Source organism: Nannocystis bainbridge (genome assembly GCF_028368995.1).
GTDB lineage: Bacteria > Myxococcota_A > Polyangia > Nannocystales > Nannocystaceae > Nannocystis > Nannocystis bainbridge.
Genome location: NZ_JAQNDL010000001.1, coordinates 2,213,571 through 2,236,713, shown reverse-complemented (window position 1 = coordinate 2,236,713; position 23,143 = coordinate 2,213,571). Strand labels below are relative to the sequence as shown.

The window sequence follows — 23,143 nt, the reverse complement described above, 5'->3', positions numbered from 1 at the left end:
ATCACTTCTCCGCAGGCAGCGCCCGCACCAGGCGGGCGAAGGTGTCGCCGCGTTCGCCGTAATTCTTGAACCAGTCGTAGCTGGCACACGCCGGCGAGAGGACCACGGCGTCGCCCGGGCCGGCGAGCGCGGCCGCGAGCTCGACGGCCTCGGCCATGGAGTTCGCCCGGCGCGCCGGCACGAGGCCGTCGGCGAGGGGGTAAAAGGCGTCGGCCGACTCGCCGATGGCGACCAGGGCGCGGCCGCTGCGGCCCAGCAGGGCGCGCAGGGGCGTGAGATCGTCGCCCTTGGCCCGGCCGCCGGCGATGAGGACGACCGGGCGGTCGAAGCCGTCGAGGCTGGCGAGCACGCTGGCGACGTTGGTCGCCTTGGAGTCGTCGTAGAAGCGGACGCCGGCGCGCTCGCGGACGAAGGTCATGCGGTGCGGCAGGCCGTGGAAGCCCTCCAGGCCGCGCACGCAGGCGTCGTGGTCGACGCCGAGCCGGCGGGCGGCGAGCAGGGCGAACAGGGCGTTCTTGCTGTTGTGGCGGCCGGGGATCGGCAGGGCCCGGCGGGCGAAGGTCTCGCCGTCCGGGAGGACGAGGCTGTCCCCGGGGCCAGGTCCGAGGAGGCGCGCGCCGTCGGGGTCGTCGACGAGCACGAGCCGGCCGGCGCCGACGCGGGCGCGCAGGAACGACGTGAAGCCGTCGCCGGCGTCGAGCAGGGCCAGGCCGTCCGGGCCCAGGCCGGTGAACACGCGCGCCTTGGTGGCGGCGTAGTCGTCGAGGCCGGGGTAGCGGTCGAGGTGGTCGGGGGTGATGTTGAGGACCATCGCCACGTCGGTGGCGGCGTGCTCGAGGGTCTCGAGCTGGAAGCTCGAGCACTCGAGCACGAGGGCGTCGGGCGCGGGGGCGCGGGCGCGCAGGAGGCCCAGCAGGGCGGCGGCCAGCGGGACGCCGAGGTTGCCGCCGACGAACGGCTTCAGGCCGCCGGCCTCGAGCAGGGCGCCGGTGAGGGCGGTGACGGTGCTCTTGCCGTTGGTGCCGGTGATGAGGACGGTCGGCAGGCGGCCGAAGCGGGCCGCGGCGATCGCCAGGCTCAGGCTCATCTCGCCGTGGACCCGGGCCTGCGGGGCCCAGCGTCGCTGGGCGTCGCGGAAGCGGGCGGGCGGGACGCCGGGGCTCAGGATCATGAGGCCGAGCCCGGCGAAGGCCTCGGCGGGCAATTCGGCGGCGCCGAGGACCGGCTCGACGCCGGCGGGCACGGTGGCGTCAGGGTTCTGGTCGTAGAGGCGGACGCGAGCGCCGAGGAACACCAGCAGCTCGGCGGCGGCCCGGCCGCTGGCGCCGGCGCCGATGACGAGGGCGGTGGTGCGGGCGAAATCGAGTTCGGGCGGGGCCGACGAGGCGGACGGATCGGGGTCACCCGGCGAGCCCGCGGCGCTTCGGATCGCTGGGGTCGAAGCGGTCGGGTCGAGGCCGCTCGCGGACGTCGGGGGCGAAACGGCGGCCGCCGACGCGGAGGGGGCTCTCGCGTCGGCGGGGTCGGAGGGGGACGTGTGGTCGGCGGTCACGTGGGGCTCAGCGCAGCTTGAGGGTGGCGAGGCCGATGAGGGCGAGCATGAAGCTGATGATCCAGAAGCGCACGACCACCTTGGGCTCGCTCCACCCCTTGAGCTCGAAGTGGTGGTGGATCGGCGCCATCTTGAACACGCGCTTGCCGGTCAGCTTGAAGCTGACGACCTGGACGATCACGCTCACGGCCTCGAGCACGAAGATGCCGCCGACGACCACGAGGGTGAACTCGTTCTTCGAGGCGACGGCGAGGAAGCCGATGCCGGCGCCGAGCGGGAGGCTGCCGACGTCGCCCATGAAGACGCTGGCGGGGAAGGTGTTGTACCAGAGGAAGCCGATGCCGGCCCCGCACATGGCCCCGCAGTAGATGGCGAGCTCGCCGACGCCGGGGATGTGGGGGATGTTGAGGTAGCGGGCGATGTCGAAGCCGGCGATCAGGGTGCCGGCCGCGTAGGTCAGCACGAGGAAGGTGGCGGCGCTCATCACCACCGGGCCGATCGCCAGGCCGTCGAGGCCGTCGGTCAGGTTGACGGCGTTCGAGAAGCCGACCACGACCAGAGTGGCGAACGCCAGGTACATCCACTCCGGGAGCACGAAGAAATGCTCGTAGAAGTCGGTGAACGGCATCGCCAGGCGGTAGCGGATGCCCTCCGGCATGAGGCCGCTGAGCGGGCTGAAGAGGTACCAGACGGCGGCGCCGGCGATGATGAACTGCAGCAGCAGCTTCATCTTGCCGGGCAGGCCGCCGGAGTGCTTCTTGCGGATCTTGAGGCCGTCGTCGACGAAGCCGATGACGCCGCAGCCGGCAGTGACGGCGGTGGCGAGCAGGACGAAGCCGTTGCTCATGTCCGACCACATCACCGTCGGGATGATGAGGCAGAAGAGGATCAGGCTGCCGCCCATCGTCGGCGTGCCGCGCTTGGAGAAGTGCGACTTGGGCCCGTCGTCGCGCACGACCTGGCCGAGCTGGATCTTCTGCAGGGTCCGGATGAACCACGGGTAGAGGATCAGCGACAGCACCAGGGCCGTCAGCGTGGCCAGCAAGATCCGCGTGGACGTGTAGCGCAGGACGTTCAGCCAGCGCAGCCAGCTCACGTCGTCGTGAAGCGCGAAGAGCAGTTGGTACAGCACGTCGCAAGCCGGCTTGCCATGCATGGCCCCGATGGCGCAACTATTCGCCGAACGCGCCGCCAGGCGGCGCCCGGGCCGCGCGGGGAATCAGGGTGGGTGGCCGCGCGTGCGCGTCGGTCCACGTCGGCCCGCAGAGGGCTGTGCGCGCGGGTCGGAGAGCCGCGGCGATCGCCAGCGCTCGCGGGCGTCGATGTCGAGGCGTGCAGCGATGGATTTCGCCGCCGGCGCTCAGACGGGACGGCGATCGCCAGCGCTCACGGCCGATGTCGAGGCGTGAGCGATGGATTTCGGCGCCGGCGCTCAGGCGGGACGGCGGCGGTGCAGGCCGACGAGGGCCGCGGCGAGGATCACCAGCACCGCTTCGACCGCGCCCGGGACCACGCCGGCGGCGATCCAGCCGACGAGCGGGACGGCGGCGAGCAGGGCCACGAGGGCGGTGTGCAGCAGCGCGGGGGCGCGGGCGAAGATCCGCGCGAGCAGCAGCGCCAGCACGAGCACCGCCAGGAACACGCGCAGCGCCACGTCCTCGGCCCGCGCCAGCGCCGGGACGCGCGACAGCAGCAGCAGGGCGCCGGTGGCCAGCGGCAGGCCGTAGCCGAGGCCGGCGAGCCAGCGACGCAGGCGCTCGGCGGAGCGGGCCTCGCCGCCCTTCTCGCGCCGGCGGGCCAGCAGGAGCCCGCCGAGCCACGACAGGGCCACGAGGCCGGCGCCGAGCAGGACGTAGGCGAGGTCGACCAGCCACCCGGGGCCCCACTCGCCGTAGTGCAGCGCGATCGAGGCGAGGAAGGCCTGCAGGCCGGGGCCGGCCGCCGGCAGGGCGCGACAGTCCCGCAGGCCGCCGTCAGCGTCGCGGGTGAAGGAGCCGCGCTGCAGCAGGCCGTCGCCCTCGAGATCGATGCGCACGGTGCCGCTGGCGAGACCGGGGTGACGCACGCGCAGCTGGTGGACCTCGGCCTCGGGGAGGTGGGCGTCGATCAGGGGGCAGCGGGCCGCGAGCAAGCGCTGGAGGTCGGGCCGCGGGGCCGGGGCGTCGACCAGCGGCGGGCGATCGCTGGCGAGCACGTCGCGCATCAAGGCGGCCCGGTCGCCGCCATAGGCTGCGCCGCCGACGATCGGGACGACGATCAGGGTCAGGCCGAGCAGGGCGCCGGTCCAGGCCCACAGCAGCGCGGCGGGCAGGGTGAAGAAGCCGACCCACTGGTGCATGCGCATCGCCAGCGGCTGGGCCGGGCGGCGCCGGCGGACCAGGTTGCGCAGCCAGTCGCGGCGGGTGGCCAGGCCGGTGCAGAGGATCAGCGCGAGGGCGAACCCGAGCAGGCCGAGCACGGTCTCGCCGAGCAAGGGTTGGGTCAGGAGCTGGCGGTGCAGGTCGCGCACGACCCACAGCGGGCCGCGTCCCTCGGCGATCGGGGCGCCGCTGCGGGGGTCGAAATCGACGCGGACCGGGACGCGCGTGGGGCCGAAGTAGACGACCTCGATCCACGGGTGCTCGGGGCCGGCGGGGTGGATCGAGATTTCGCCGCGGACCAGGGCCGGCTGGGCCTCCAGCAGGCCGGCCAGGACGCCGTCGATCGGCTGCTCGTGGACCGGCGGGACGTCGCTCGCGGCCGCGTGCACGACCTGCCAGCGCGCGAGGGCGCGGTCGAGCACGGCGCCGACGCCCGAGCCGAAGGTCAGCACGCCCGCGAGCGCGAGCGCGCCGCCGAGGCCGCGGTGGACGGCGAACAGGCGCCGCCGACCGGAGCCCGCAGGGGCGCGGCGCCGCCAGGCGAGCAGGGCGAGGGCGAGCAGGGTCCAGATCGGGATGAAGGCGACGCTGGCGACGGTGGCGCGCTCGGCCGGGGAGTCGGGCCAGAAGCGCGCGAGCGCCCAGGTGAGCAGGACGGCGCCGAGGCCGGCGAACACGACCAGGCCGAACTGCGCGCGCGCGCCCAGCTTGCGCGGGGCGTCGGGCAGGTTCGGCGCGGGGGCGCCCCGCGGGGGCGCGTCGCCTGCTGTGAATTCGAGAGCGTCGGGTTCGCGGGGGAGTTCGACCGCCTCGATCGAGCCCGGCTCGCGCGAGGCCTCGCCCGCGAGTCCGCGGGAGCCCGGCTCGCGCAGGGCCTCGCCCGCGACCTCGAGGGCGCCCGGCTCGTGCGGAGCTTCGCTCATCGCGACCTCGCGTCCGCGCGCGGGCGGGCGCGCCAGCGCACCAGCTCGCGCTCCTGCTCGACGGCGAAGCGGCGCCGGCCGAGCACGTCGTTGAGGATCACGGCGGAGCGCCAGGCCATCAGGCTGAGCTGCGACTCGGCGATCCCGTGGGTCGAGCGGCCGCCGTTGACGATGTAGAGCCGGCCGTCGCCGGCGGCCTGGCGGCGCAGCACGAAGTTGGCGTCGACCTGCAGGCCGCCGTGCTCGTCGCGCTCGAGCGCGGGCAGCAGCGACTCGATGCACGGCGGCAGGTGCTCGCGCAGACCGGTGCAGAGGATCACCGTGTCGGCGGCGACCTCCTCGTGCTCGCCGTCGAGGTTGTTGCGGGTGTGCAGCTCGAAGCCGGACCCGCGCGGGCTCAGCGACTCCAGCTCGCGGCCCGGCAGCAGCTCGACCCGCGGGCCGGCGCGCAGGGCGGTGAGCTGGTAGACGCGGTCGTGCAGCTCGCGCAGGGTCGACAGCGAGATGCCGTCGCCGGCCAGCTTGTGGCGGGCCAGCAGCGACTGCCGGCGCGGGCGGTCGAGCTCGTGGAAAGCGGCGACGAAGCCGGGCGTGAACAGGTGGTTGGTGAACGGGCTCTCGTCGAGCGGCTCGAAGTTGAGGCGGCGCGAGACCCAGCTCAGCTCGGCGATCTCGCCCCAGCTGCCGCGCAGCAGCTCGAGCACCACCTCGGCGCCGGTCTGGCCGCCGCCGACCACGGCGACCCGGGCCCCGCGCAGCTCGAGCGGGCGCGCGAGGATGTCGATCGCGTGGAAGCAGCGCGGCCCGAGGTGGGCCCGCGCGCACTCGGGGATGGCGGGGACGCGACCTGTCCCGAGGACCACGTGACGCGTGCGCGTGCGGTCGTGGTCGTGGCGCAGCTCGAAGCCGCCGGGCACCGGCACGACGTCGCGGACCTCGACGCCGAAGCGCAGCGACGACAGCCGGCTCGCCACCCAGCCGAGGTAGTCCGCGAACTCGAGCCGCTCGATCGCCGAGCTGTCTGCGGCCAGGAACGCGTGGAAGCGGCCGTGCTGGACCAGGTAGTTGATGAAGGAGTGCGCGCTGGTCGGGCTGACCGCCGTCACCAGGTCCTTCAAGAAAGAAGTTTGCATCCGCGAGCCGCGGAACAACAGGCCCGGGTGCCAGGCGAACCGCTCGCGCTTCTCGAAGAAGCGGGCTCGCAGCTCGGGCAGCTCGTCGGCGAGCGCCGCGATGCTGAGGTTGAAGGGCCCGACGCCCACGCCTGCGAGATCGATCTCATCGTTCATCGTCCACCTCCCTCACCAACGGGTTATGCAGCGGCGGACCGAGCGCGGGCAGCGGGCGCGTGGCGCCGCCGCCGTGGCCGATCCGCAGACGGGCGCGGTTGAGGCAGATCCGCTCCATCTCCGGACGGAACAGATCGAAGCGCGCCGTCGCCTCGTGCGGCACCGAATCACAGTAGGCGGCGAGCACCGCGGACAGCAGCCGCAGGAACTCGCGCTCCGGCAGGCCGAAGCTGCGCTCGCACAGCGGCGCGACGAACCGCAGCACGCTGACGAAATAGCCGGTGTAGAGGTCGTGCACGATCTGGCCGGCCGGCAGCGCCTTGAGCCCGCGCAGCGCCGGCTCGTGATCGAAGCGGTCGTCGGCCACCCGGCGCACGTCGCCGTGCACGTCGCGCAGCAGGATCGCCGTCGGCATTCCCGCGCGCAGCACCAGCCCGAGGTTCTGCCCGTGGGCGATCACGCCGATGCCGTGGCGGCACAGCAAGTGATAGAGCGGCGCCGCGGTGCGCTCGAACAGCGCGGTCAACCACGCCGTGATCGAGGCGCCGCTCTGCTCGACCCATGTGCGCAGCAGCGGCTCGCCGCGGAGGTCGGTCTGCTGCAGCGCCGCGGCCGCGACCTCGCGCTCGTCGGCGCCGAGGCGAGCCGTCGCGCTCTCGCGCCACAGCGCCCCCAGCTGCTCGCGCAGGCGGTAGGGCGCGGCGCCGAGGGCCTCGAACTCGGGCTGCGGCACGTGCACGCCGCCGAGGTCGGCGAGCACGTGCACGCCGTGCAGCAGAGGATCGCCGGCGACGCGCCGCCGCAGCGCCGCGCCGATGCCGACGCCCTGCTCGATGTGCTCGCCGGGCAGGCCGCGCCAGCACGAGGTGTTGAGGATCGTCAGCGCCAGCTTGACGTCGGCGCGCTCGGGTCGCGAAGCGTCGGCGAGGGTGCGGATCGAGAGGCGCGGCGCGTAGGCGTCGCCGAAGCGGCCGAGCGAGACGATCGCGCCGCGCGTCAGCGCGTCGATATACTGGGCGGCCAGGTGGTGCTGCCATTGCCACGGGTGCACCGGCACCAGCACGCCGCCGCGCGCGAGCCCGGGGGCGCGCGCGTGCAGCTGCTCGAGCAGGCGGGCCCGGGCCTCGGCGTCGCAGCTCTCGTCGACCAACTGCAGCTGGCCCGGACCGGCGGCGCCGCTGCAGCGGGCCAGCTCGGGCGCGACGACGAGCCAGTGCAGCTGCACGCGGCTGGCGGACTCGGGCGCGTAGGCTGCGAGATCGGCGACGCCCCAGCCGACGCGGCCGCGGTGCGCCACCAGCTTGGGGTGGCCGTCGAGGTGCTGCTCGAGCGCGGCGCCCGACAGCGCGGCCAGCTGCGGCGCGCGCAGCTCGGCCAGGCGCGCGCACTGCTCCGTCTCGGCCAGCAGGCTGTTGTGGAGCTCCTCGAGGAACTCGGCCAGCGCGTCGGCGCCGACCCCGAGCGCGGCCCGGGCGTCGAGGATCAGCTGCACCGGCGAGGCGGCCGGTTGCTCGTCGCCGTCGCCTTCGCGGCGGGTGATGCCGTCGGCCTCGACGTGCAGCCCGCCCCACGCGCTCGGCCGCCCTGTGAACGAATAACATGTCCCATCGGACAGATCGAGCGCCCAGCGGTCGTCGCCGAGCGGACGCGGGTGCAGCAGCCCCTCGAAGCTGAGCTCGCCGATCGCCTGCGCCAGCCGGCGCCGGCCGGCCAGGCGGGCGTGGTCCTGCCACTCGGAGGTCTCGCCGGGGTTCACGTCGTCAGCCCTCGAAGGTGGCGAAGAAGCGCTCGCGGGAGAGCACCATCAGCACGGCGGTCTTGTGCGGGAAGTGGACCTCGCCCCACTCCTCCCACGGGGTGGAGTTGGCCCAGTTGCGCACGCGGGCCTGATCGACGCGCGGCTCGCCGACCAGCCGCTGCGTCCGCGGGTCGTCGAGGAACAGGTAGTGCGCCATCGAGAGGAACCACTGCCGACCCCAGCCGCGGTGACGCACCTCGGGGTCGCCGATCGCCATGTGGAACCCGCGGTCGAAGTCGTCGGCCGCGTAGTGCGGGCCGAGGCGGTCCTCCTTGGCCCAGTAGATCTCGTAGTAGGCGACCGGCCGCTCGTCGAACCAGCCGATCGCGGGGATCGTGTGCGGGTCGGCCTGCCGCTGCTCGATGTAGTCGAGCAGCTGCGCGCGCGGCCAGGCCTGCTCCCAGAATTTCGCGACCACCGGGTCGTTCATCCAGGCGCAGAACAGGTCGAGGTCGCGCGACAGATCGAAGCGCCGCAGGCTGAAGGTGCGATCGATGGCGGCGCAGTGGCGGCGGTAGAGCAGGGACTCGCCGTCGTCCTGGCGCAGGGGATGGACGATCGCGCCGGTCTGCACGAGCGGCGTGGTCGCCGGCAGTGATTCGCCGCGGTGGTGCCACAGCGGGCGCTGATAAAACGCCTCGCGGGCGACGATCTCCCGCCCTTCCGCGTGGACATGCGCGAGGTGGCGCAGGCCGAGGCGGCCGGTGAACAGGCGGTCGCTCACCAGGTCGCGCGCGCGTGGGTCGAACTGTTCCCACGCGATCGTCGCGTGATCGTCGGCGAGGTCGAGCGTGAAGGGCCGGGCGCCGTCGACGTGGCCGGTGAACCGCGACGGCGCGAGCTGGGTGAGCTCGACCTGGACGTCGCCGTCGAGATCGGCGGCGCGGCCGGAGGTCGGCGCGGGCGAGTCGACGGGCGCGCGGTGCAGCGGGTTTGCGATCGGGCGGTAGATCGTGAGCGGGTCGGCGAGCGAGACCTCGTCGACGCCGCCGGCGAAGCAGCGCGCATTGGCCTTGGTCCACAGCTCGGGCGAGCGCAGCAGGTAGTCGATCGCGCGCGGGTCGGCGGGCGCCGCGGCGCGCAGCCCCTGCAGGCAAGCGCGCAGGTGCTCGAGCAGCAGGCCCTGGTCGAGGCCGGGGATCATCGCCAGCGAGGCGACGGTGTTGAACACGCCGTTGATGACGACGGAGTAGGCCCACACGCGCTCGGCCAGCGGCGCGCGGAACACCGCCCGCTCGAGCCCGGGCACGCGCTCGCCGTGGCGGCGCAGCGCGAGCTCGGTGTACGCGGTGCCCTGGGCGTCGCGGAACCACGCGCGCGCCGGGGTGAGGCCGTCGTCGGCGAAGCCGATCACCAGGTTCTGCTGGTGGGCGCTGAGCAGTAGGCCGAGCTCGGCCTGGGCGGCGACGATCGGCGCGAACGCGACGGCGAGGAAGCGGACGAACCACGCCTCGGCGAGGGCGATCGGGCGCACGCCGAGGCGCGCGGCGGCCCGCTCGAGGCGGACGGCGAGGCGGCTGCGGCCGCTGCGGGGATCGTCCTGCAGCAGGGTCGCCAGCATCTCGGCCGGTTGGCCTTCGCGGAACGGGTTGTCGCGCAGGGCGAAGAAGCTGACCGAAGGGCCAGGTTGATTCTGATCGTCGCGCAGGCCGAACCACGCCGGCTCGCGCAGGATGTGGAAGTCGGGGTGAAGCGGCAGCGGGGCGTCGGTGTCGCCGAGCACGCGCCCGAGCAGCAGGCCGCGGTCGAGCTCGGCCAGCGACAGGGTCCGGCGCGAGTTGGTGAGCCGCACCGGCAGCGACTGCTTGAGCATGAACGGCGCGCCGTCGCGGTGCAGCGTGCGCAGCGACGAGGTCACCGACCACGCGCCGCCGAGCGGACCGAGCGGGACGAGCTCGCCGCGCCGGCGACCGGCTTCGAGCGAGGGATCGTCGAGCAGCGCGCGGTGCTGCAGCGGGTGCAGCGGCAGCAGCACGAACTCGGGCCCGACGGTGTCGGCCTGGGCCGCCCACGCCGGGTCGCTGGCGACCAGGCGCGCCAGCAGGGATGGTGCCTCGTCGCCGCCGTGGAGCAGCCGCTCGCGCCGGACCGCCCACACGCACAGCGGCGTGCGCCCGCGCAGCTCGGGCACGAGGTCGTCGTCGCCGTCGCCGAGCCCCTCGCGCAGGCGCGGGGCCGGGTGGACCGAGTGGCCGAGCAGCAGGCCCTGCTCGGCGGCGATGAAGCCGAGCGGCTCGCTGAACAGGACGTCGAGGTCGGCCGCGCGCGCGCTGACGGTGGCCTCGAGGTTGGCCGCGCTGGCGCGCACGCGGGCGACGAAGCGATCGAGACCTGGCCCGGAGGACAGGCCGAGCGCGGCGGCGACGGCTGGCTCTTCGACCAGGCGGGCGACCAGGCGGGCGAGCGGCAGCGGCTCGCTGGCGCCGGCGGCGTCGCGCCAGCGGGCCTGACCGCCGGCGATCCGGCCGACGCCGAACGGCCGCGCCAGCGGGACCTCGATCGCGCCGCCCTGGACCGGCATGGCCAGGCGCAGCCACTCGCGGCCGGGCGCGCGCTCGCTCGTCCAGCCGTCGAGCTCGCGCACGAGGGCGCTGAGCAGGGCCCGGGCGGACGGCTCGAGCACGAGGTCGTCGGGTTCACCGAGGGTCGTGGGTGCGCGCGCGGTCATGGCTCACTCCGGGATCACGCACGCGCCGACGTGGGCCTGCTCGGGCGCGGTGGCGCCGATCGTCTCGCAGGTGGCGCCCATGCCCTGGGCGGTGCAGGTGTTGTCGGCGCTGCCGGTGTCGCAGTAGTCGGTGCAGCAGAACGCCTCGGGCGGGCAGCCGGCGACCCGCTGCGAGCAGTGCAGGCCCGGCGCGCAGCTGATCGCGGTCTCGCAGTCCTCGCCGATCGCGTGGCCGTCGGTGCCCTGCGGGAAGCATACGAAGCCCTCGGGCTCGCGGAAGATGCAGGCCTCGTCGGCGGTGCAGCCGACGGCCAGCAGCGGGTCGCAGATCGGCGCGCACACCGGGAGCGCGCCGATGCCGACGCAGCGCTGGTCGTTGCCGCACACGTCGCCGACGCACAGCGGGTAACACAGGCCCTCCCACGGCGCGCCGGTGGTGTCGAAGGCGCCGATGCACCACGAGGTCTCGTCGCAGTCGTCGGTGCCGGCGACCACGCCGTCGTGATGACAGGCGTCGCCGGCCGCGTTGTCGCCCTGGACCGGCAAGCACACGAACTCCCAGTCGGCGGCGCCGCGCCGCAGCACGCACTTGAACTCGTCGGGGCAGTCCTGCAGGTCGGCCTGACACTGGGCCTCGGCGGGATCGGTGGTGCCGCCGGTGGTCGGCTCGGCGGTCGTGGTCCCGGTGCTCGCGTCGGTGCTCGCGGCCGTGCTCGCGCCGGTCGTGGTGGTCACGCCTCCGTCGGAGGTCGCGTCCGTCGCCGACCCGGTGGTGCCACACGCGAGCACGCACGCCGCCGAGAACAGGACAACGAGGGGTCGTCGCAAGCTGGTTCGCATACGGCGGAAGGTATTGTTAAGCGATAATGATTTTCAAAATTAAACGTGCCGGGCTCGGGGAGAGAATTCTCAGGCTATTTGCGCCACTTCATGTGGATTTTGACATTCAGAATCGTGACACGGCCGTGAACTCGTTCGCGCCGACGGCCTCGACGTCGGAGGCGCATTCGCGAGGCTGCTCGCAACCCGAGACGACGACGTCGGTGAGATGTCACGGGTGTCACGGCCACGCGCGTGGGGTCCAGAAGCTGCGAGCGACGAGCGCCACGTGCATGGCGTGAGCGGGACAGCGAGCCGCCGCGGGTGAGGCCGAACGCGAGCTGCGGGGATGCTCGCGCGGCAGGAGGATGGCGTGAGCCGGACGCACGAGTTGCCGCGCGTGAGGCCGAACGCGAGCCGCGGGGATGCTCGGGCGTCAGGAGAAGGCGTGAACGGGACGCGCAGCCGCTGCGCGTGAGGCCGAACGCGAGCCGCGGGGATGCTCGCGCGCCAGGGGAATGGCGCGAGAGGGACGCACGAGCCGCCGCGTGAGCTCGCCAGCAGAGCGCGCATGCGGCAGAGCGCGAGCCACGGCGACGCACGCGCCGCGTCGATGAGACGAGGTGCACTTCGCGACGCCGCACGCGCGACGTCGCGGCGCCTTCGCAGCGTCCGGATGATTCGCAGGCGCCGCGCGCAGATCTTGGCGCGGCTCGCTGCGCCGGCGAGGTCACGCGAGCGCGCTCACGCGGACGCGGGCGGGCGCAGCTCGAAGCGGTGCAGCGCGTGCGAGCGCAGCACCTCGGGCTTGCGCGCGCGCAGGTACGAGAAGGCGAGGCGGTGCTTGAGCGGGACGCGGCGGCGCAGCTCGGGCGGCAGGTCGAGCATGGTGATCGAGTCGAGGCAGCGGTGGCGACCCCAGGCCTCGATCGTGCGCGGATCGTCGCAGCCCCACACGAACGGCGCGTTGTAGGTCTGCATCATCGGCCGCGACTGGCTGGCGATCGCGCGCCGGGTCACGGTGTCGAGCACGAACTGGCTGCCGGGGTAGGCGGAGGCGATCGCGTTGAGGCCGCGACGGACTGTCTCTTCGGTCAGGTAGACGAGGACCGCCTCGGCGATGAACAGGAACGGGCCGTCGCCGGCGGAGCCGAGCTGGGCCAGCCAGTCGTCGTCGCCGAACGCGCCGGGCAGCATGCGCCGCCGCGCGGTGTCGCTGAAGAACCGCCGCCGCAGCGCCAGCGAGTCGGGCAGGTCGACGTCGAACCACCGCATGGCGCCGTTGTCGACCCGCTCGAAGCGAGTGTTGAGCCCGGTGCCGATCTCGACCACGGTGCCGCCCGGGTGCATGCGCAAGAACTCCTGCACCCAGCGATCGATCATGACGGTGCGCAGACATGCGCGAAAGGCCAGGTCGCGCTGCGAGGCGAACCGCCGCTCGAAGTCGTAGTCCAGCTGCGCGACGATCTCCTGGGCCCGCGGGTCGCGGAGGATCGGCCGGCGCCGGCCAGTCTCGATCGCGCGGCACCACAGCGGGATCATGAGCGTCTCGCTGACGTCGCCGAGGGCGACCGTTTGCTTGTTCGTCATGGGGCGGAGTTAATAGTGAAATTGATTTTCACTGTCAAAGTTGAGCCAGCGCACGTCGCAAGCCGGCCTGGGGCGCGTTTCGTGCGAGTCCGCGCGATCGATTCGCACGAGCGCGGCGCTCTGGCGAGAGGGTCGCGGCGTTCGTGATCGAAGGAGCGGTCGGATGCCCCCCGGTGCGACGTCCGTCGTCCAGGAGCTGGCCGTCGGCGAGCGGCTGAGGGACGCGATCGGCATGATTTTTTGTACATGTGCTTTTGGACATGTCGTTTCGACCATGCACAGATGCACCGACGAGCTCGGTCGCTCGACGCGATCACGTATGAGCCGCGCCTTCGCGTCGCGACGACGAGCTCGCGCGCCGCGAGCGACGAGCGATCGGCGGCGCGCCGCGGCGCGGGCTTCGCGTCTTGCGACGCGACGGGTGACGGGTCGCAATTGCGAGCCCCGGCGGGTTCATCGCGCGCATCGGCGAGCGCCGGAGCGCGGTGCGAATACCTGCGCGCGTGGCCGACACGCGCCTGCCTGGACAAGCCGGGCCGAGGCCGCGACACTGGGCGACCGCCGTCTCGAACGAGGTGATCGTCTTGCCCATGAATTATGCCGCCCGCGCCGCGCTCCTGTCTCTCCTCGTCGCCTGCACCCCGAGCGAACCGGGCTCGACCGACACCGCGGTCGACTCGGACGCCTCGACGGCGACGACGCTGACGACCGTCGACACCGACCCGACGACCGGCGGCAGCGAGACGACGAGCGCGACCGACACCACGCTCGGCACCAGCGATCCGAGCACGACCACGACCGACGCGACCACCGAGGCGCTGCCGACGACCGACGCGACGACGACGTCGACGACGACCTCGACGACCGACGCGACGACGACGACGACCGACGCGACGACCACCGAGACGACCGGCGGCAACCCGCTGTGGGACTCGCCGAACCTGTGGTACTCGGTCGAAAATCACCTGATGTACATCGAGATCGATCCGTCCGACGGCTCGGTCGTCGCGCTCGTGCACAACGAGCTGGTCGCCGACGCGCCGCTGATCCACGGCCAGAACGGGCTGACGATGCTCGAGGACGGCTCACTGATCGGCTCGCGCGAGTCGGCCGAGGGGACCCAGATCTTCCACATCGCCGCGCCGCCGACCACCGAGGATACGCCGGCCCAGGCGACGCTGCTGGGCACGGTGCCGAACGACGGCCAGGCCCAGCCGATCCGCATCGAGGCGCTCTACACCGACTGCGACGGCCGGGTCTACCTCATGGACACCGGCGAGGACGTGGGCAACACCGAGGGCAACCGCCTGCTCCGCTTCACCGGCGCGTACCTCGACGGCGACCTGACGTTCGAGGTGATCACCGACCTCGGCAACGCGTCGGTGGCCGACATCGACGACATGTCGCCGGGCATCGTCGAGGGCGAGGTCAGCGACAGCCTCGGGTTCGCCATGGACTCGAGCAACCTGTGGCAGATCGACTACACGACCGGCACGGGGACGCAGCTGGCCCAGACCGACGGGACGTGGGGGATCCACGCGCTCGGAGGGCCGCTGTTCGACGACCAGCAGCCGCGCCTCTACATCCTCAGCTCGGGCGACGTCCAGACCGGCGCCGAGCTGATGCAGGTCGACCTCGACGACTTCACCGATTCGCAGCCGCTCATCGTCGGGCCCGTGCTCGGCCTGGACAACGGCTACAACGGCTGGAGCGGCCTCGCCGGGCCGCTCACCGAGTGCATGACGACGATCCCCGGGTGAGACAAGAGCGACCTGGCCTTCGGGACAGGATGTGGAGGATGGCCCCGGCGCACGCGGGCGCGGCGGGCCTGCGCCGAGAGGGCACCGCGTTCGCCGGGCCCGGCCGGCGACCTGGCCTTCGGGACAGGATGCGGTGAATGGTCCGCGCGCAGGCGCGGCGGGCCTGCGCCGAGACGGCCGCCGCGTTCGCCGGGCCCGGCCGGTGCGACCTGTCCCTCGGGACACCTTTAATATTTGACGCCGAGCCAGGCGCGCCAGGCCTCGGGCACGTCGTGCAGCGGCAGCCGCTGGGCGAGGGTCATCGGCGTCCACTTCGGCCGGGCCGGGCGGGTGCGCAGCGGCAGGCCGGCCTGCTCGGGGGTGCGGCCGCCCTTGCGCCGGTTGCAGGCGGCGCAGGCGGCGACGACATTGGTCCAGGTGGTCTTGCCGCCGTCGACGCGCGGGACCACGTGGTCGAGGGTCAGCTCGTGGTCGCTGTACTGCACGCCGCAGTACTGACAGCGATGGTTGTCGCGCAGGTACACGTTGCGGCGCGAGAACCGGACCACCTGCGGGCCCGGACGCGCGGCGTGCAGCAGGCGGACGACCGAGGGGGTGGGGAAGCCGCGGTCGACGGTCCGGACCTCGCGCTCGTAGCTGGCGAGGACCTCGACCTTGGCGAGGAAGCTCAGGCACAGGGCACGCCGCCAGGAGATGACCTTGACCGGCAAGAAGCCGGGATCGAGGACCAGCGTGTGCATGAGGCTCCCCATCCACGAGGCTAGCATGACCCGGCGTCGACGCGGCCACGCCCGCGTGACGGCTGCGACGCAGGCGCGCGCCGACGCGCGAGCATCGGCGCGGGCGAACGCGAGCCGGGCCCGCGCGCGGGGCCGCCGAACGCCGGGCCGCGCAATCACAGGTCCGATCGGACATGTCCCGTAAGACATGTGATGGGACAAACGCCGGTCGGCGCCCGCCGCGACCGCGCCGAACGACCGGGGGACGCTCGCCCCGTCGCGGTCCCCGGGCCCCCGGGCACCCCGTGTCCGCGCTGCACCGCCGACCCGCTGCGCAGCCGCCGCGGCGGGCCCTGCCGAAGAGTGGCGCGCGGCCGCGTCGGGGTGCTAACGGTCTCCTCGTGCACTTCACCCCCGAGACCCTGGCCGCGACCTCCGGCGGACGGCTGCTCCGCGCCGGTTCGCGGGAGATCCGCGGCGCCTTCGTCGACAGCCGCGACCCCGTGCCGGGCGGCCTGTTCGTGCCGATCGTGGCCGCCCGCGACGGCCACGCGTTCATCCCCGACGCGATCCGGGCCGGCGCCGCGGCGATCCTGCAGGCGCCGGGGCGTCCGCTGCCGGACGATCCGACGGTCACGGTGGTCGAGGTCGAGGACACGTTCGCGGCCCTGACAGCGCTCGGCGGGGCGGTCCGCGAGGCCTGCAGCGGGCCGGTGGTGGCGATCTCCGGCAGCAACGGCAAGACGACCACGCGCGCGCTGATCGAGGCGGTGCTGCGCAGCCGCCACGGGCGCGTGCTGGCGACCCGCGGCAACCTCAACAATCACCTCGGGGTGCCGCTGTCGCTGCTCAACGGGCCGGACCACCCGGAGGCGATCGTGCTCGAGCTGGGGATGAGCGCGCCCGGCGAGAACGAGCGGCTGGCCGCGCTGGTGCGCCCCGACGTCGCCGTGATCACCAGCGTCGCGCTCGAGCACCTCGAGTTCATGGGCAGCCTCGAGGCGATCGCCGCCGCCGAGGCCGAGCCGCTGCGCCACGTCCGACCCGGCGGGGTCGCGGTGGTGCCCGACGACGAGCGGCTGCTGCCGCCGCACTTCCCACCTGGCCTTTCGATCCTGCCCTTCGGGGAAGGTCCGGAGGCGTCGGTGCGGATCGTCGGGGTCGAGCTCGACGAGCGCACCCACGCGACCTTGCGGCTGCACCTGCCCGGCGGCGAGGTCGAGGAGATCCGCCTCAGCCTGCGGGTGTTCGGGGCCCACAACGCCCGCAACGCGGCGGCGGCCCTGGCCGTCGGGCTGCACCTGAACTGCCCGGTCGGGCCGATGATCGAGGCGCTCGAAGGGGTGCTGCCGGTCGGCGACCGCGGCCGGGTGCTGCGCTTCGACGAGCATCACCTGCTGATCGCCGACAACTACAACGCCAACCCCGGGTCGGTCACGGCGGCGCTGCAGAGCCTGGCCGCGCTGCGCCCGTCACGGCCGGGTCCGCTGGCCGCGGTCATCGGCGACATGCTCGAGCTGGGCGAGCGCGGGCCGGAGCTGCACGCGGAGGTCGGCCGGCTGGCGGCGGCGCTGGGGCTCGACGCGCTGTTCACCTTCGGCACGCTGTCGCAGGCGGCCGCCGACGCGGCCAAGGCCGGCGGGATCGCGTCATGGCACGCCGGGCTCGGCGTCTCCGACCTCGTCGCGGCCGTCCGCGCCACCTTCGCCGAGCGACCGGGCGCCCTCCTGGTCAAGGGCAGCCGCGGCATGCGGCTCGAGCGGGTCGTCGAGGCCCTGCTGCAGGCGCCGCCCAAGGCCGTGTAGACTGTGGCCATGCTCGCCGCGCTCGCCGTCGTGTCGCTCGCCCTCACCCCGCCCGCCGGCCTGCGCAGCTACGAGGGGCCCGAGGCGGTGATCGTGGATGGCGCTTCGGACATGTCCGATCGGACCTTGCCCGAAGGTCATGTCACGCTGATCCACCACGCGGTCGCCGGTGACGCGACCGCCGCGGAGGCGCCGGCCGCCGCGGACAACATGCCGCGCTATTACCCCGCGCCGGTGAGCGACGCGCAGTGGCAGCGGCTGGCCGGGCGGCGGGTGCTGGTGATCCTCGGCACCGCGGGGCGCGAGTGCGTGACGCTGACCCGCGCCGACAAGTCGGCGGTCTACTACGTGCACCCGAAGAACGGCGCGCAGCAGGCTCCGCTGGGGGCGGTGACGGCGGTGCACGAGAACTCGTGGGAGTGCGTCGAGGGCCGCGAGTCGACGCCGTCGGAGTGGGCCCGCGTCGGCGCCGGCGTCGGCGTCGGCTTCTCGGCGGTCGGCATGCTGATGGGCGTGCTCTACGACGCCGGTCGCGCCGGCAAGACCGACCCGAGCGACTACGGCATGAAGCACTTCATGTACGCCAGCCTCGGCCTGACGACGACGCTGCTCGGCACGCCGATCGTCGCCATCGGCGGCGCCAGCACCGGCCGGGACCTGCGCGTGCGCGGCAAGCTGTGGGCCCGCGGGCTCGGCTACGCCCTCTACGCCGGGGCGGCGGTGTTCAGCGCGCTGTGGCTGATCGGTCAGTACGGCGACAAGGAGCCGCTGCGCTTCGTCGGCGTCACCAGCCTGGCGGGCGGGCTCGGGCTGGCCGGCTCGGCGTTCATGGCGGTCGACGCCCTGTCGTCGCGCGCCGAGCTGAAGACGCTCGAGCGGCAGGACACCGGCGTGGGCAAGACGGCCCGCCGCGGTCAGCTGCACCTGGGGGCAGGTCCTTCGGGCCAGGGCTTCGGGGTCGCGCTCGGCGGGAGGTTCTGAGTGGAGGCGGCCTACGCCCGGGTGCGCGCGGCCACGGAGGGGCTGGTCGCGGGGCTGCCCGCGGAGGACCTCGCGGTCCAGAGCATGCCGGACGCGAGCCCGGCCAAGTGGCACCTGGCGCACACGACGTGGTTCTTCGAGACGTTCGTGCTCGGCCCGGCCGACCCCGGCTACCGCCCGTTTCACCCGCAGTTCGAGGTCCTCTTCAACTCGTATTACGAGTCGGTGGGCCCGCAGTTCAGCCGGCCGCGCCGCGGGCTGCTGACGCGGCCGACCGGGGCCGAGGTGCTGCAGTACCGGACCCACGTCGACGCGGCGATGCTCGAGCTGCTGGCCCGCGGCGGGCCGGCGTGGCTGGTCGAGCGGGTCCGCCTCGGGCTCGAGCACGAGCAGCAGCACCAGGAGCTGATCCTGATGGACCTGCTGCACCTGTACGCCCAGAACCCGCTGCGGCCGGGGCTGCGGGCGGAGGCGGCGCCGCCGTCGTCGCGACCGGCGGCGCCGCTGCGCTGGTGCCCGGGGCCGAGCGGGTTGCGCGAGGTGGGCAACGCCGGCGCGGGCTTTCATTTCGACAACGAGGGCCCGCGCCACCAGACGCTGCTGCGGCCGCACGCGCTGGCGTCGCGCTGCGTGACCAACGCGGAGTACGCGGAGTTCGTGGCCGACGGCGGCTACCGCCGCAGCACGCTGTGGCTGGCCGACGGCTGGGCCCAGGCGCAGGCCGAGGGCTGGACGGCGCCGCTCTACTGGTACATGTCCCAGGGGACATGGTGGCAGATGACGCTCGGCGGGCCGCGCCCGCTCGACCCGCACGCGCCGGTGGTCCACGTGTCGCACTACGAGGCCGACGCGTTCGCCCGCTGGGCCGGCGCCCGCCTGCCGACCGAGTTCGAGTGGGAAGCGGCGGCCGAGGGCGCGCCGGTGGCCGGTAACTTCGTCGATTCGGGCCGCCTCCACCCGACCGTCGCGGACGCGCCGCCGCAGGCCGAGCCCCGGCCGGCGCAGCTGTTCGGCGACGTGTGGGAGTGGACCGCGAGCGCGTACTTGCCGTACCCCGGCTATCACCCGCCGGCGGGCGCGCTCGGCGAATACAACGGCAAGTTCATGTCGAACCAGATGGTGCTGCGCGGCGGTTCGTGCGCTTCCCCGCGGGATCATTTGCGTGCCAGCTACCGCAATTTCTTTCCGCCCCGGGCGCGGTGGCCGTTCACGGGGATCCGTCTCACCAAGGATGCATGATGCGACCGCTCCACCAACGCCCGCGCGATGACGAGGCGACGCAGGCGCCAGCCGACGGGTTCCTCGCCGACGTGATCGAGGGGCTGTCGCGCCCGGTCAAGCGCCTGCCCTCCAAGTATTTCTACGACGCCCGCGGCTCGCACCTGTTCGAGGCGATCTGCGAGACCCCGGAGTACTACCTGACCCGCGCGGAGATCGAGATCCTCGGCGACCACGCGATGGAGATGGCGGCCGCCGTCGGCCCGCGCCGGATCATCGTCGAGTACGGCAGCGGCGAGAGCATCAAGACCCGGCTGCTGCTCGACCACCTCGACGCGACCGCGTACGTGCCGGTCGACGTGTCGGAGAAGCCGCTGCTGGCCGCCAGCGCGGCGATCCAGGCCGAGTACCCGAAGCTCAAGGTGCTGCCGCTGCACGCCGACTTCACGCGCCCGTTCGCCCTGCCGGTCGGGGCGCTCGGCCGCAGCCTGGTGTACTTCCCGGGCTCGACGATCGGCAACTTCGACCCGAGCGAGGCGACCGCGCTGCTGCGAAACATCGCCCGCGCGCCCGGCTGCGAGGGCGCGCTGGTCGGCATCGACCTGGTCAAGTCGAAGTCGGTGCTCGAGGCCGCCTACAACGACCGCGACCTGGTGACCGCGGCGTTCAACCTCAACCTGCTCCACCGCATCAACAGCGAGCTCGGCGGTGAGTTCCAGCCGGGCCGCTTCGCCCACCGCGCCGTGTTCAACGAGGCCGCCAGCCGCATCGAGATGCACCTGGTCAGCAAGATCGACCAGGTCGTCGGGGTCGGCGGCCGCAGCTTCAGCTTCCGCGCCCGCGAGTCGATCCTGACCGAGCTGTCGCACAAGTATACGCTGGATGGCTTTTCGGACATGTCCTCCAGCGCAGGTCTGACGCTGACCCAGGCGTGGACCGACGACGCGGCCCGCTTCGCGGTGGTCCACCTGGTCCGTCGCGCGGCCTGAGGCGAGGCCTGCAGGCCCCCAGGGCGCGAGGCGGCCCGCCGGTCCGCAAGGCGTGAATCGGCGCCGACCCGAGAACTGCAGGTCGGTCGCGCGGCGCGGCGCAGCTTGAGCAGGCCGCGGGCGCGACGTACCGTGGCGACATGCTCCGCGCCGCGGCCCTCGTCACGCTCGCCTCGCTCGCGCTGTCTGCCTGCTCCGACGACGGTGGCGGCCGCGCCTCGGCCACCGCGGCGATCGTCTCGGGGGTCGGCACGCTGCCGCAGACCAGCGAGGACGCGACGTCGACCGCGGCGCCGACTTCGACCGGCGAGGCGGCCGGCACGAGCGCGAGCGCGACCGAGGACGAGGCGACGAGCGCGGTCGACCCGAGCGGCGCGAGCGGGCCGAAGTTCGACATCGGCGAGACGCCCGACGCCGGGCCGCCGCCGCCGCCCAAGGCGTGCCTGAAGGTCGACCTGCTGTTCGTGGTCGACAATTCGGCGAGCATGAAGAACGAGCAGGACAACCTGGTGGCGAGCTTCCCGGGCTTCGTGCAGGAGATCCAGCAGCAGCTCGAGGACGCGGAGAGCCTGCACATCGGGGTGGTCGCGACCGACAAGTACGACGGCAACGAGAGCCCGTGCGGGGTGCTCGGCGGGCTCATCACCCGCACCAGCGGCAGCAACTCGAGCAAGGCGACGTGCGGGCCGTATGTCAGCGGCCAGCGCTACATGACGGAGCAGGACGACCTGGCGAGCAAGTTCGCCTGCGCGGCCCAGGTCGGGACGGCGGGCGACAGCAACGAGAAGCCGCTGCAGGCGGCCCTGCGCGCGCTGGGGCCCGAGCTGGGCCAGCCCGGCCAGTGCAACGAGGGCTTCGTCCGCGAGGACGCGCTGCTGGTCCTGGTCGTCATCACCGACGAGGAAGAGGACGGCTCCTCCGGCGACCCACCCGACTGGTTCAACGAGCTGGTGGCGCTCAAGGGCGGGGTCGAGACCAACATCGTGACGCTGGCGCTGATCGGCCCCGAGAACCCGGAGTGCGCCAGCGCGGCCGAGGTCGCGTACCGCATCGTCGAGTTCGCCGAGATGTTCACCTACGGCAGCATCGGCCAGATCTGCGCCGACTCGTTCCAGCCGTTCTTCCACGACGCGATCGCGGTCATCGACCAGGCCTGCGAGAACTTCGTGCCGCCCGGCTGATCGCCCACGCGCCGCGGCCCGGCCGCCAGGCGCGAAAGACCTGCGCAAAAGGACAGGTGGGACGGCGGGGGCCGGAGTTGGCTCACGCGTCCCCGCCGGGCCCGCCACGGGGGAGCGGCTAAGCTGACCCGAAGCTCGCCCGCTTCGCGGGCCCGGACGAGGTGCGCCGTACCCGGTGAGGACAAGACGACGCGTGGAAGGAGCGCGCCATCATGTCCACTGCGTGGATCTATCTGTTCGTCGCCGGTCTGCTCGAGGTCGGCTGGGCCCTCGGCCTCAAGTGGAGCGACGGCTTCGACTTTCGTAACAAGCCGCTGCCGACGCTCGTCACCGTGGTCGCCCTGGTGGCCAGCTTCGCCCTGCTGGCCCAGGCCAGCAAGACGCTGCCGATCGGCACCGCCTACGCGGTGTGGACCGGGATCGGCGCCGCCGGGGCCGCGATCGGCGGGATGATGCTGCTCGGCGAGCCGGTGGCGCCGCTGCGGCTGCTGTTCTTGACGATGCTGGTGGTCGCCATCGTCGGCCTCAAGTTCAGCGCCGGGCCCGCCTGACCCGAGCGGTCGCTGAGGACATGTCATCGAGGACATGCCCTCATAGACATGTCCTCGATGACATGTCGAGAGGGACATGCCCTTCGGGGCATGTCCCTGCGGGCACGTCACTCGGGGGTGCCGCAGCTGGCCCAGCGGAACAGCTGATCCTCTTCCTCGGTGGACAGCGCGGGCAGGCCGGCGGGCGGCATCTCGCCCTCGTAGACCTCGTGCATGGCGGTCTGGGCGTGGGTCTTGGCGGCGGCGTAGACGTCGAAGTCGACGCCCGGGGGCGCGTTCACGCGGCTCGCCCCGCTCAGGGTCGAGGCGTGACAGGTGGTGCACTTGCCCCACACGGCCGTCATCTCCGAGAACTTCGGCGTCGTCCCGGTGCTGCAGTCGATCTCGGGGCCGTCGCCGGCGTCGTCCTTGCCCTCGCCGCCGCCGCAACCCGCGGCCGCCAGCGGCGCGAGGACGAGGGCGAACATCAACGTACGAAGGTCGGTGAACAGGGTGTGGGCGCGCGAGTAATTCATGAGCGTGTCGATCGCGGCGGACGATAGCCAGCGCCGGCCACGAGGCGCAAGAATCCGTTGTCGCGCACGCGGCCGCGATCGCCGACGCGCAGCGGCGCCCACGGGCGCGCACGCCCGCGCCGTGATGTCCTGTGTGGCAGGGGGCCCTGGACCTCGCGCATGGCCGCAAGCTGACGTTAGGGAAGGTGTGGCGAGCTCAGCCGCCGGCTGTCCCGAGAGACATGTGAGGCGAGAAGGTCCGGCGGTCAGCGCTGACTGTCCGCGCGGCGGCTGACCGAAGGGACAGGCGGGCTGCGCGTGGAAGATGTCCGTCAGGTCAGGGCCGAACCTGCGCGCGGGGCGGGCTGCCCGAAGAGACAGGCGAACGCGGCGCGCGAGAAATGTCCGTCCGGTCAGCGCCTTTGCGGGCTGCCCGAAAGGACAGG

Annotated in this window: 17 protein-coding genes and 1 riboswitch; of the genes, 7 read left to right on the top strand and 10 right to left on the bottom strand. The window is 73.1% G+C overall.

Features of this window, described 5'->3' with window-relative positions; genetic code table 11:
• Position 1: 1 nt before the first annotated feature.
• The 8 genes from murD to POL25_RS08685 all read right to left on the bottom strand — a co-directional run bounded on the left by murD (position 2) and on the right by POL25_RS08685 (position 12,999).
• The gene (gene murD, locus POL25_RS08720) at positions 2 to 1,552 is read right to left on the bottom strand and encodes a UDP-N-acetylmuramoyl-L-alanine--D-glutamate ligase (RefSeq protein ID WP_272085460.1); all 1,551 of its coding nucleotides are present in this window, start codon (positions 1,550 to 1,552) and stop codon (positions 2 to 4) included.
• 7 nt (positions 1,553 to 1,559) lie between these two features.
• On the bottom strand, positions 1,560 to 2,684 hold the full coding sequence (mraY, locus tag POL25_RS08715; protein ID WP_272087243.1) for a phospho-N-acetylmuramoyl-pentapeptide-transferase: 1,125 nt from the start codon (positions 2,682 to 2,684) through the stop codon (positions 1,560 to 1,562).
• A 300-nt stretch (positions 2,685 to 2,984) separates the two neighbouring features.
• On the bottom strand, positions 2,985 to 4,835 hold the full coding sequence (locus POL25_RS08710; RefSeq protein ID WP_272085459.1) for a PepSY-associated TM helix domain-containing protein: 1,851 nt from the start codon (positions 4,833 to 4,835) through the stop codon (positions 2,985 to 2,987).
• A complete protein-coding gene (locus POL25_RS08705) occupies positions 4,832 to 6,124 on the bottom strand; it encodes a lysine N(6)-hydroxylase/L-ornithine N(5)-oxygenase family protein (RefSeq protein WP_272085458.1) in 1,293 nt (430 codons plus the stop codon). The genes POL25_RS08710 and POL25_RS08705 overlap by 4 nt, the downstream gene beginning before the upstream one ends.
• On the bottom strand, positions 6,114 to 7,880 hold the full coding sequence (locus POL25_RS08700) for an IucA/IucC family protein (protein ID WP_272085457.1): 1,767 nt from the start codon (positions 7,878 to 7,880) through the stop codon (positions 6,114 to 6,116). The genes POL25_RS08705 and POL25_RS08700 overlap by 11 nt, the downstream gene beginning before the upstream one ends.
• A gap of 4 nt (positions 7,881 to 7,884) precedes the next feature.
• Positions 7,885 to 10,590, bottom strand: coding sequence for a GNAT family N-acetyltransferase (locus POL25_RS08695; protein ID WP_272085456.1), 2,706 nt, complete (start codon positions 10,588 to 10,590; stop codon positions 7,885 to 7,887).
• Positions 10,591 to 10,593: 3 nt separating this feature from the next.
• Positions 10,594 to 11,418, bottom strand: coding sequence for a hypothetical protein (locus tag POL25_RS08690; protein ID WP_272085455.1), 825 nt, complete (start codon positions 11,416 to 11,418; stop codon positions 10,594 to 10,596).
• Between the two features lie 735 nt (positions 11,419 to 12,153).
• Positions 12,154 to 12,999 (bottom strand): class I SAM-dependent methyltransferase, encoded by an 846-nt coding sequence (locus tag POL25_RS08685; RefSeq protein WP_272085454.1) that lies wholly within the window; start codon positions 12,997 to 12,999, stop codon positions 12,154 to 12,156.
• Positions 13,000 to 13,589: 590 nt separating this feature from the next.
• Here POL25_RS08685 and POL25_RS08680 point away from each other — a divergent pair.
• Positions 13,590 to 14,759: a hypothetical protein gene (locus POL25_RS08680; protein WP_272085453.1), complete on the top strand. Its 1,170-nt coding sequence runs from the start codon at positions 13,590 to 13,592 to the stop codon at positions 14,757 to 14,759.
• A 227-nt stretch (positions 14,760 to 14,986) separates the two neighbouring features.
• On the opposite strand, the gene POL25_RS08675 is transcribed toward POL25_RS08680, so the two are convergent.
• Positions 14,987 to 15,499, bottom strand: coding sequence for an HNH endonuclease (locus POL25_RS08675; RefSeq protein WP_272085452.1), 513 nt, complete (start codon positions 15,497 to 15,499; stop codon positions 14,987 to 14,989).
• Positions 15,500 to 15,879: 380 nt separating this feature from the next.
• On the opposite strand from POL25_RS08675, the gene POL25_RS08670 reads away from it, so the two are divergent.
• From POL25_RS08670 to POL25_RS08645, 6 genes are all read left to right on the top strand, one after another.
• Positions 15,880 to 17,283, top strand: a complete 1,404-nt coding sequence (locus POL25_RS08670) for a UDP-N-acetylmuramoyl-tripeptide--D-alanyl-D-alanine ligase (RefSeq protein ID WP_272085451.1) — start codon at positions 15,880 to 15,882, stop codon at positions 17,281 to 17,283.
• A gap of 9 nt (positions 17,284 to 17,292) precedes the next feature.
• Positions 17,293 to 18,264, top strand: coding sequence for a hypothetical protein (locus tag POL25_RS08665; RefSeq protein WP_272085450.1), 972 nt, complete (start codon positions 17,293 to 17,295; stop codon positions 18,262 to 18,264).
• Positions 18,265 to 19,503: an ergothioneine biosynthesis protein EgtB gene (gene egtB, locus POL25_RS08660; RefSeq protein WP_272085449.1), complete on the top strand. Its 1,239-nt coding sequence runs from the start codon at positions 18,265 to 18,267 to the stop codon at positions 19,501 to 19,503.
• Complete coding sequence (egtD, locus tag POL25_RS08655) at positions 19,500 to 20,471, top strand: L-histidine N(alpha)-methyltransferase (protein WP_272085447.1); 972 nt, start codon at positions 19,500 to 19,502, stop codon at positions 20,469 to 20,471. The genes egtB and egtD overlap by 4 nt, the downstream gene beginning before the upstream one ends.
• A gap of 140 nt (positions 20,472 to 20,611) precedes the next feature.
• Complete coding sequence (locus POL25_RS08650) at positions 20,612 to 21,652, top strand: hypothetical protein (RefSeq protein ID WP_272085446.1); 1,041 nt, start codon at positions 20,612 to 20,614, stop codon at positions 21,650 to 21,652.
• A 132-nt stretch (positions 21,653 to 21,784) separates the two neighbouring features.
• Positions 21,785 to 21,848: riboswitch (guanidine-III (ykkC-III) riboswitch) on the top strand.
• Between the two features lie 16 nt (positions 21,849 to 21,864).
• Positions 21,865 to 22,203, top strand: a complete 339-nt coding sequence (locus POL25_RS08645) for a DMT family transporter (protein ID WP_272085445.1) — start codon at positions 21,865 to 21,867, stop codon at positions 22,201 to 22,203.
• A gap of 107 nt (positions 22,204 to 22,310) precedes the next feature.
• Here POL25_RS08645 and POL25_RS08640 read toward each other — a convergent pair whose 3' ends face one another.
• On the bottom strand, positions 22,311 to 22,718 hold the full coding sequence (locus POL25_RS08640; RefSeq protein ID WP_272085444.1) for a hypothetical protein: 408 nt from the start codon (positions 22,716 to 22,718) through the stop codon (positions 22,311 to 22,313).
• Between the last annotated feature and the right edge of the window lie 425 nt (positions 22,719 to 23,143).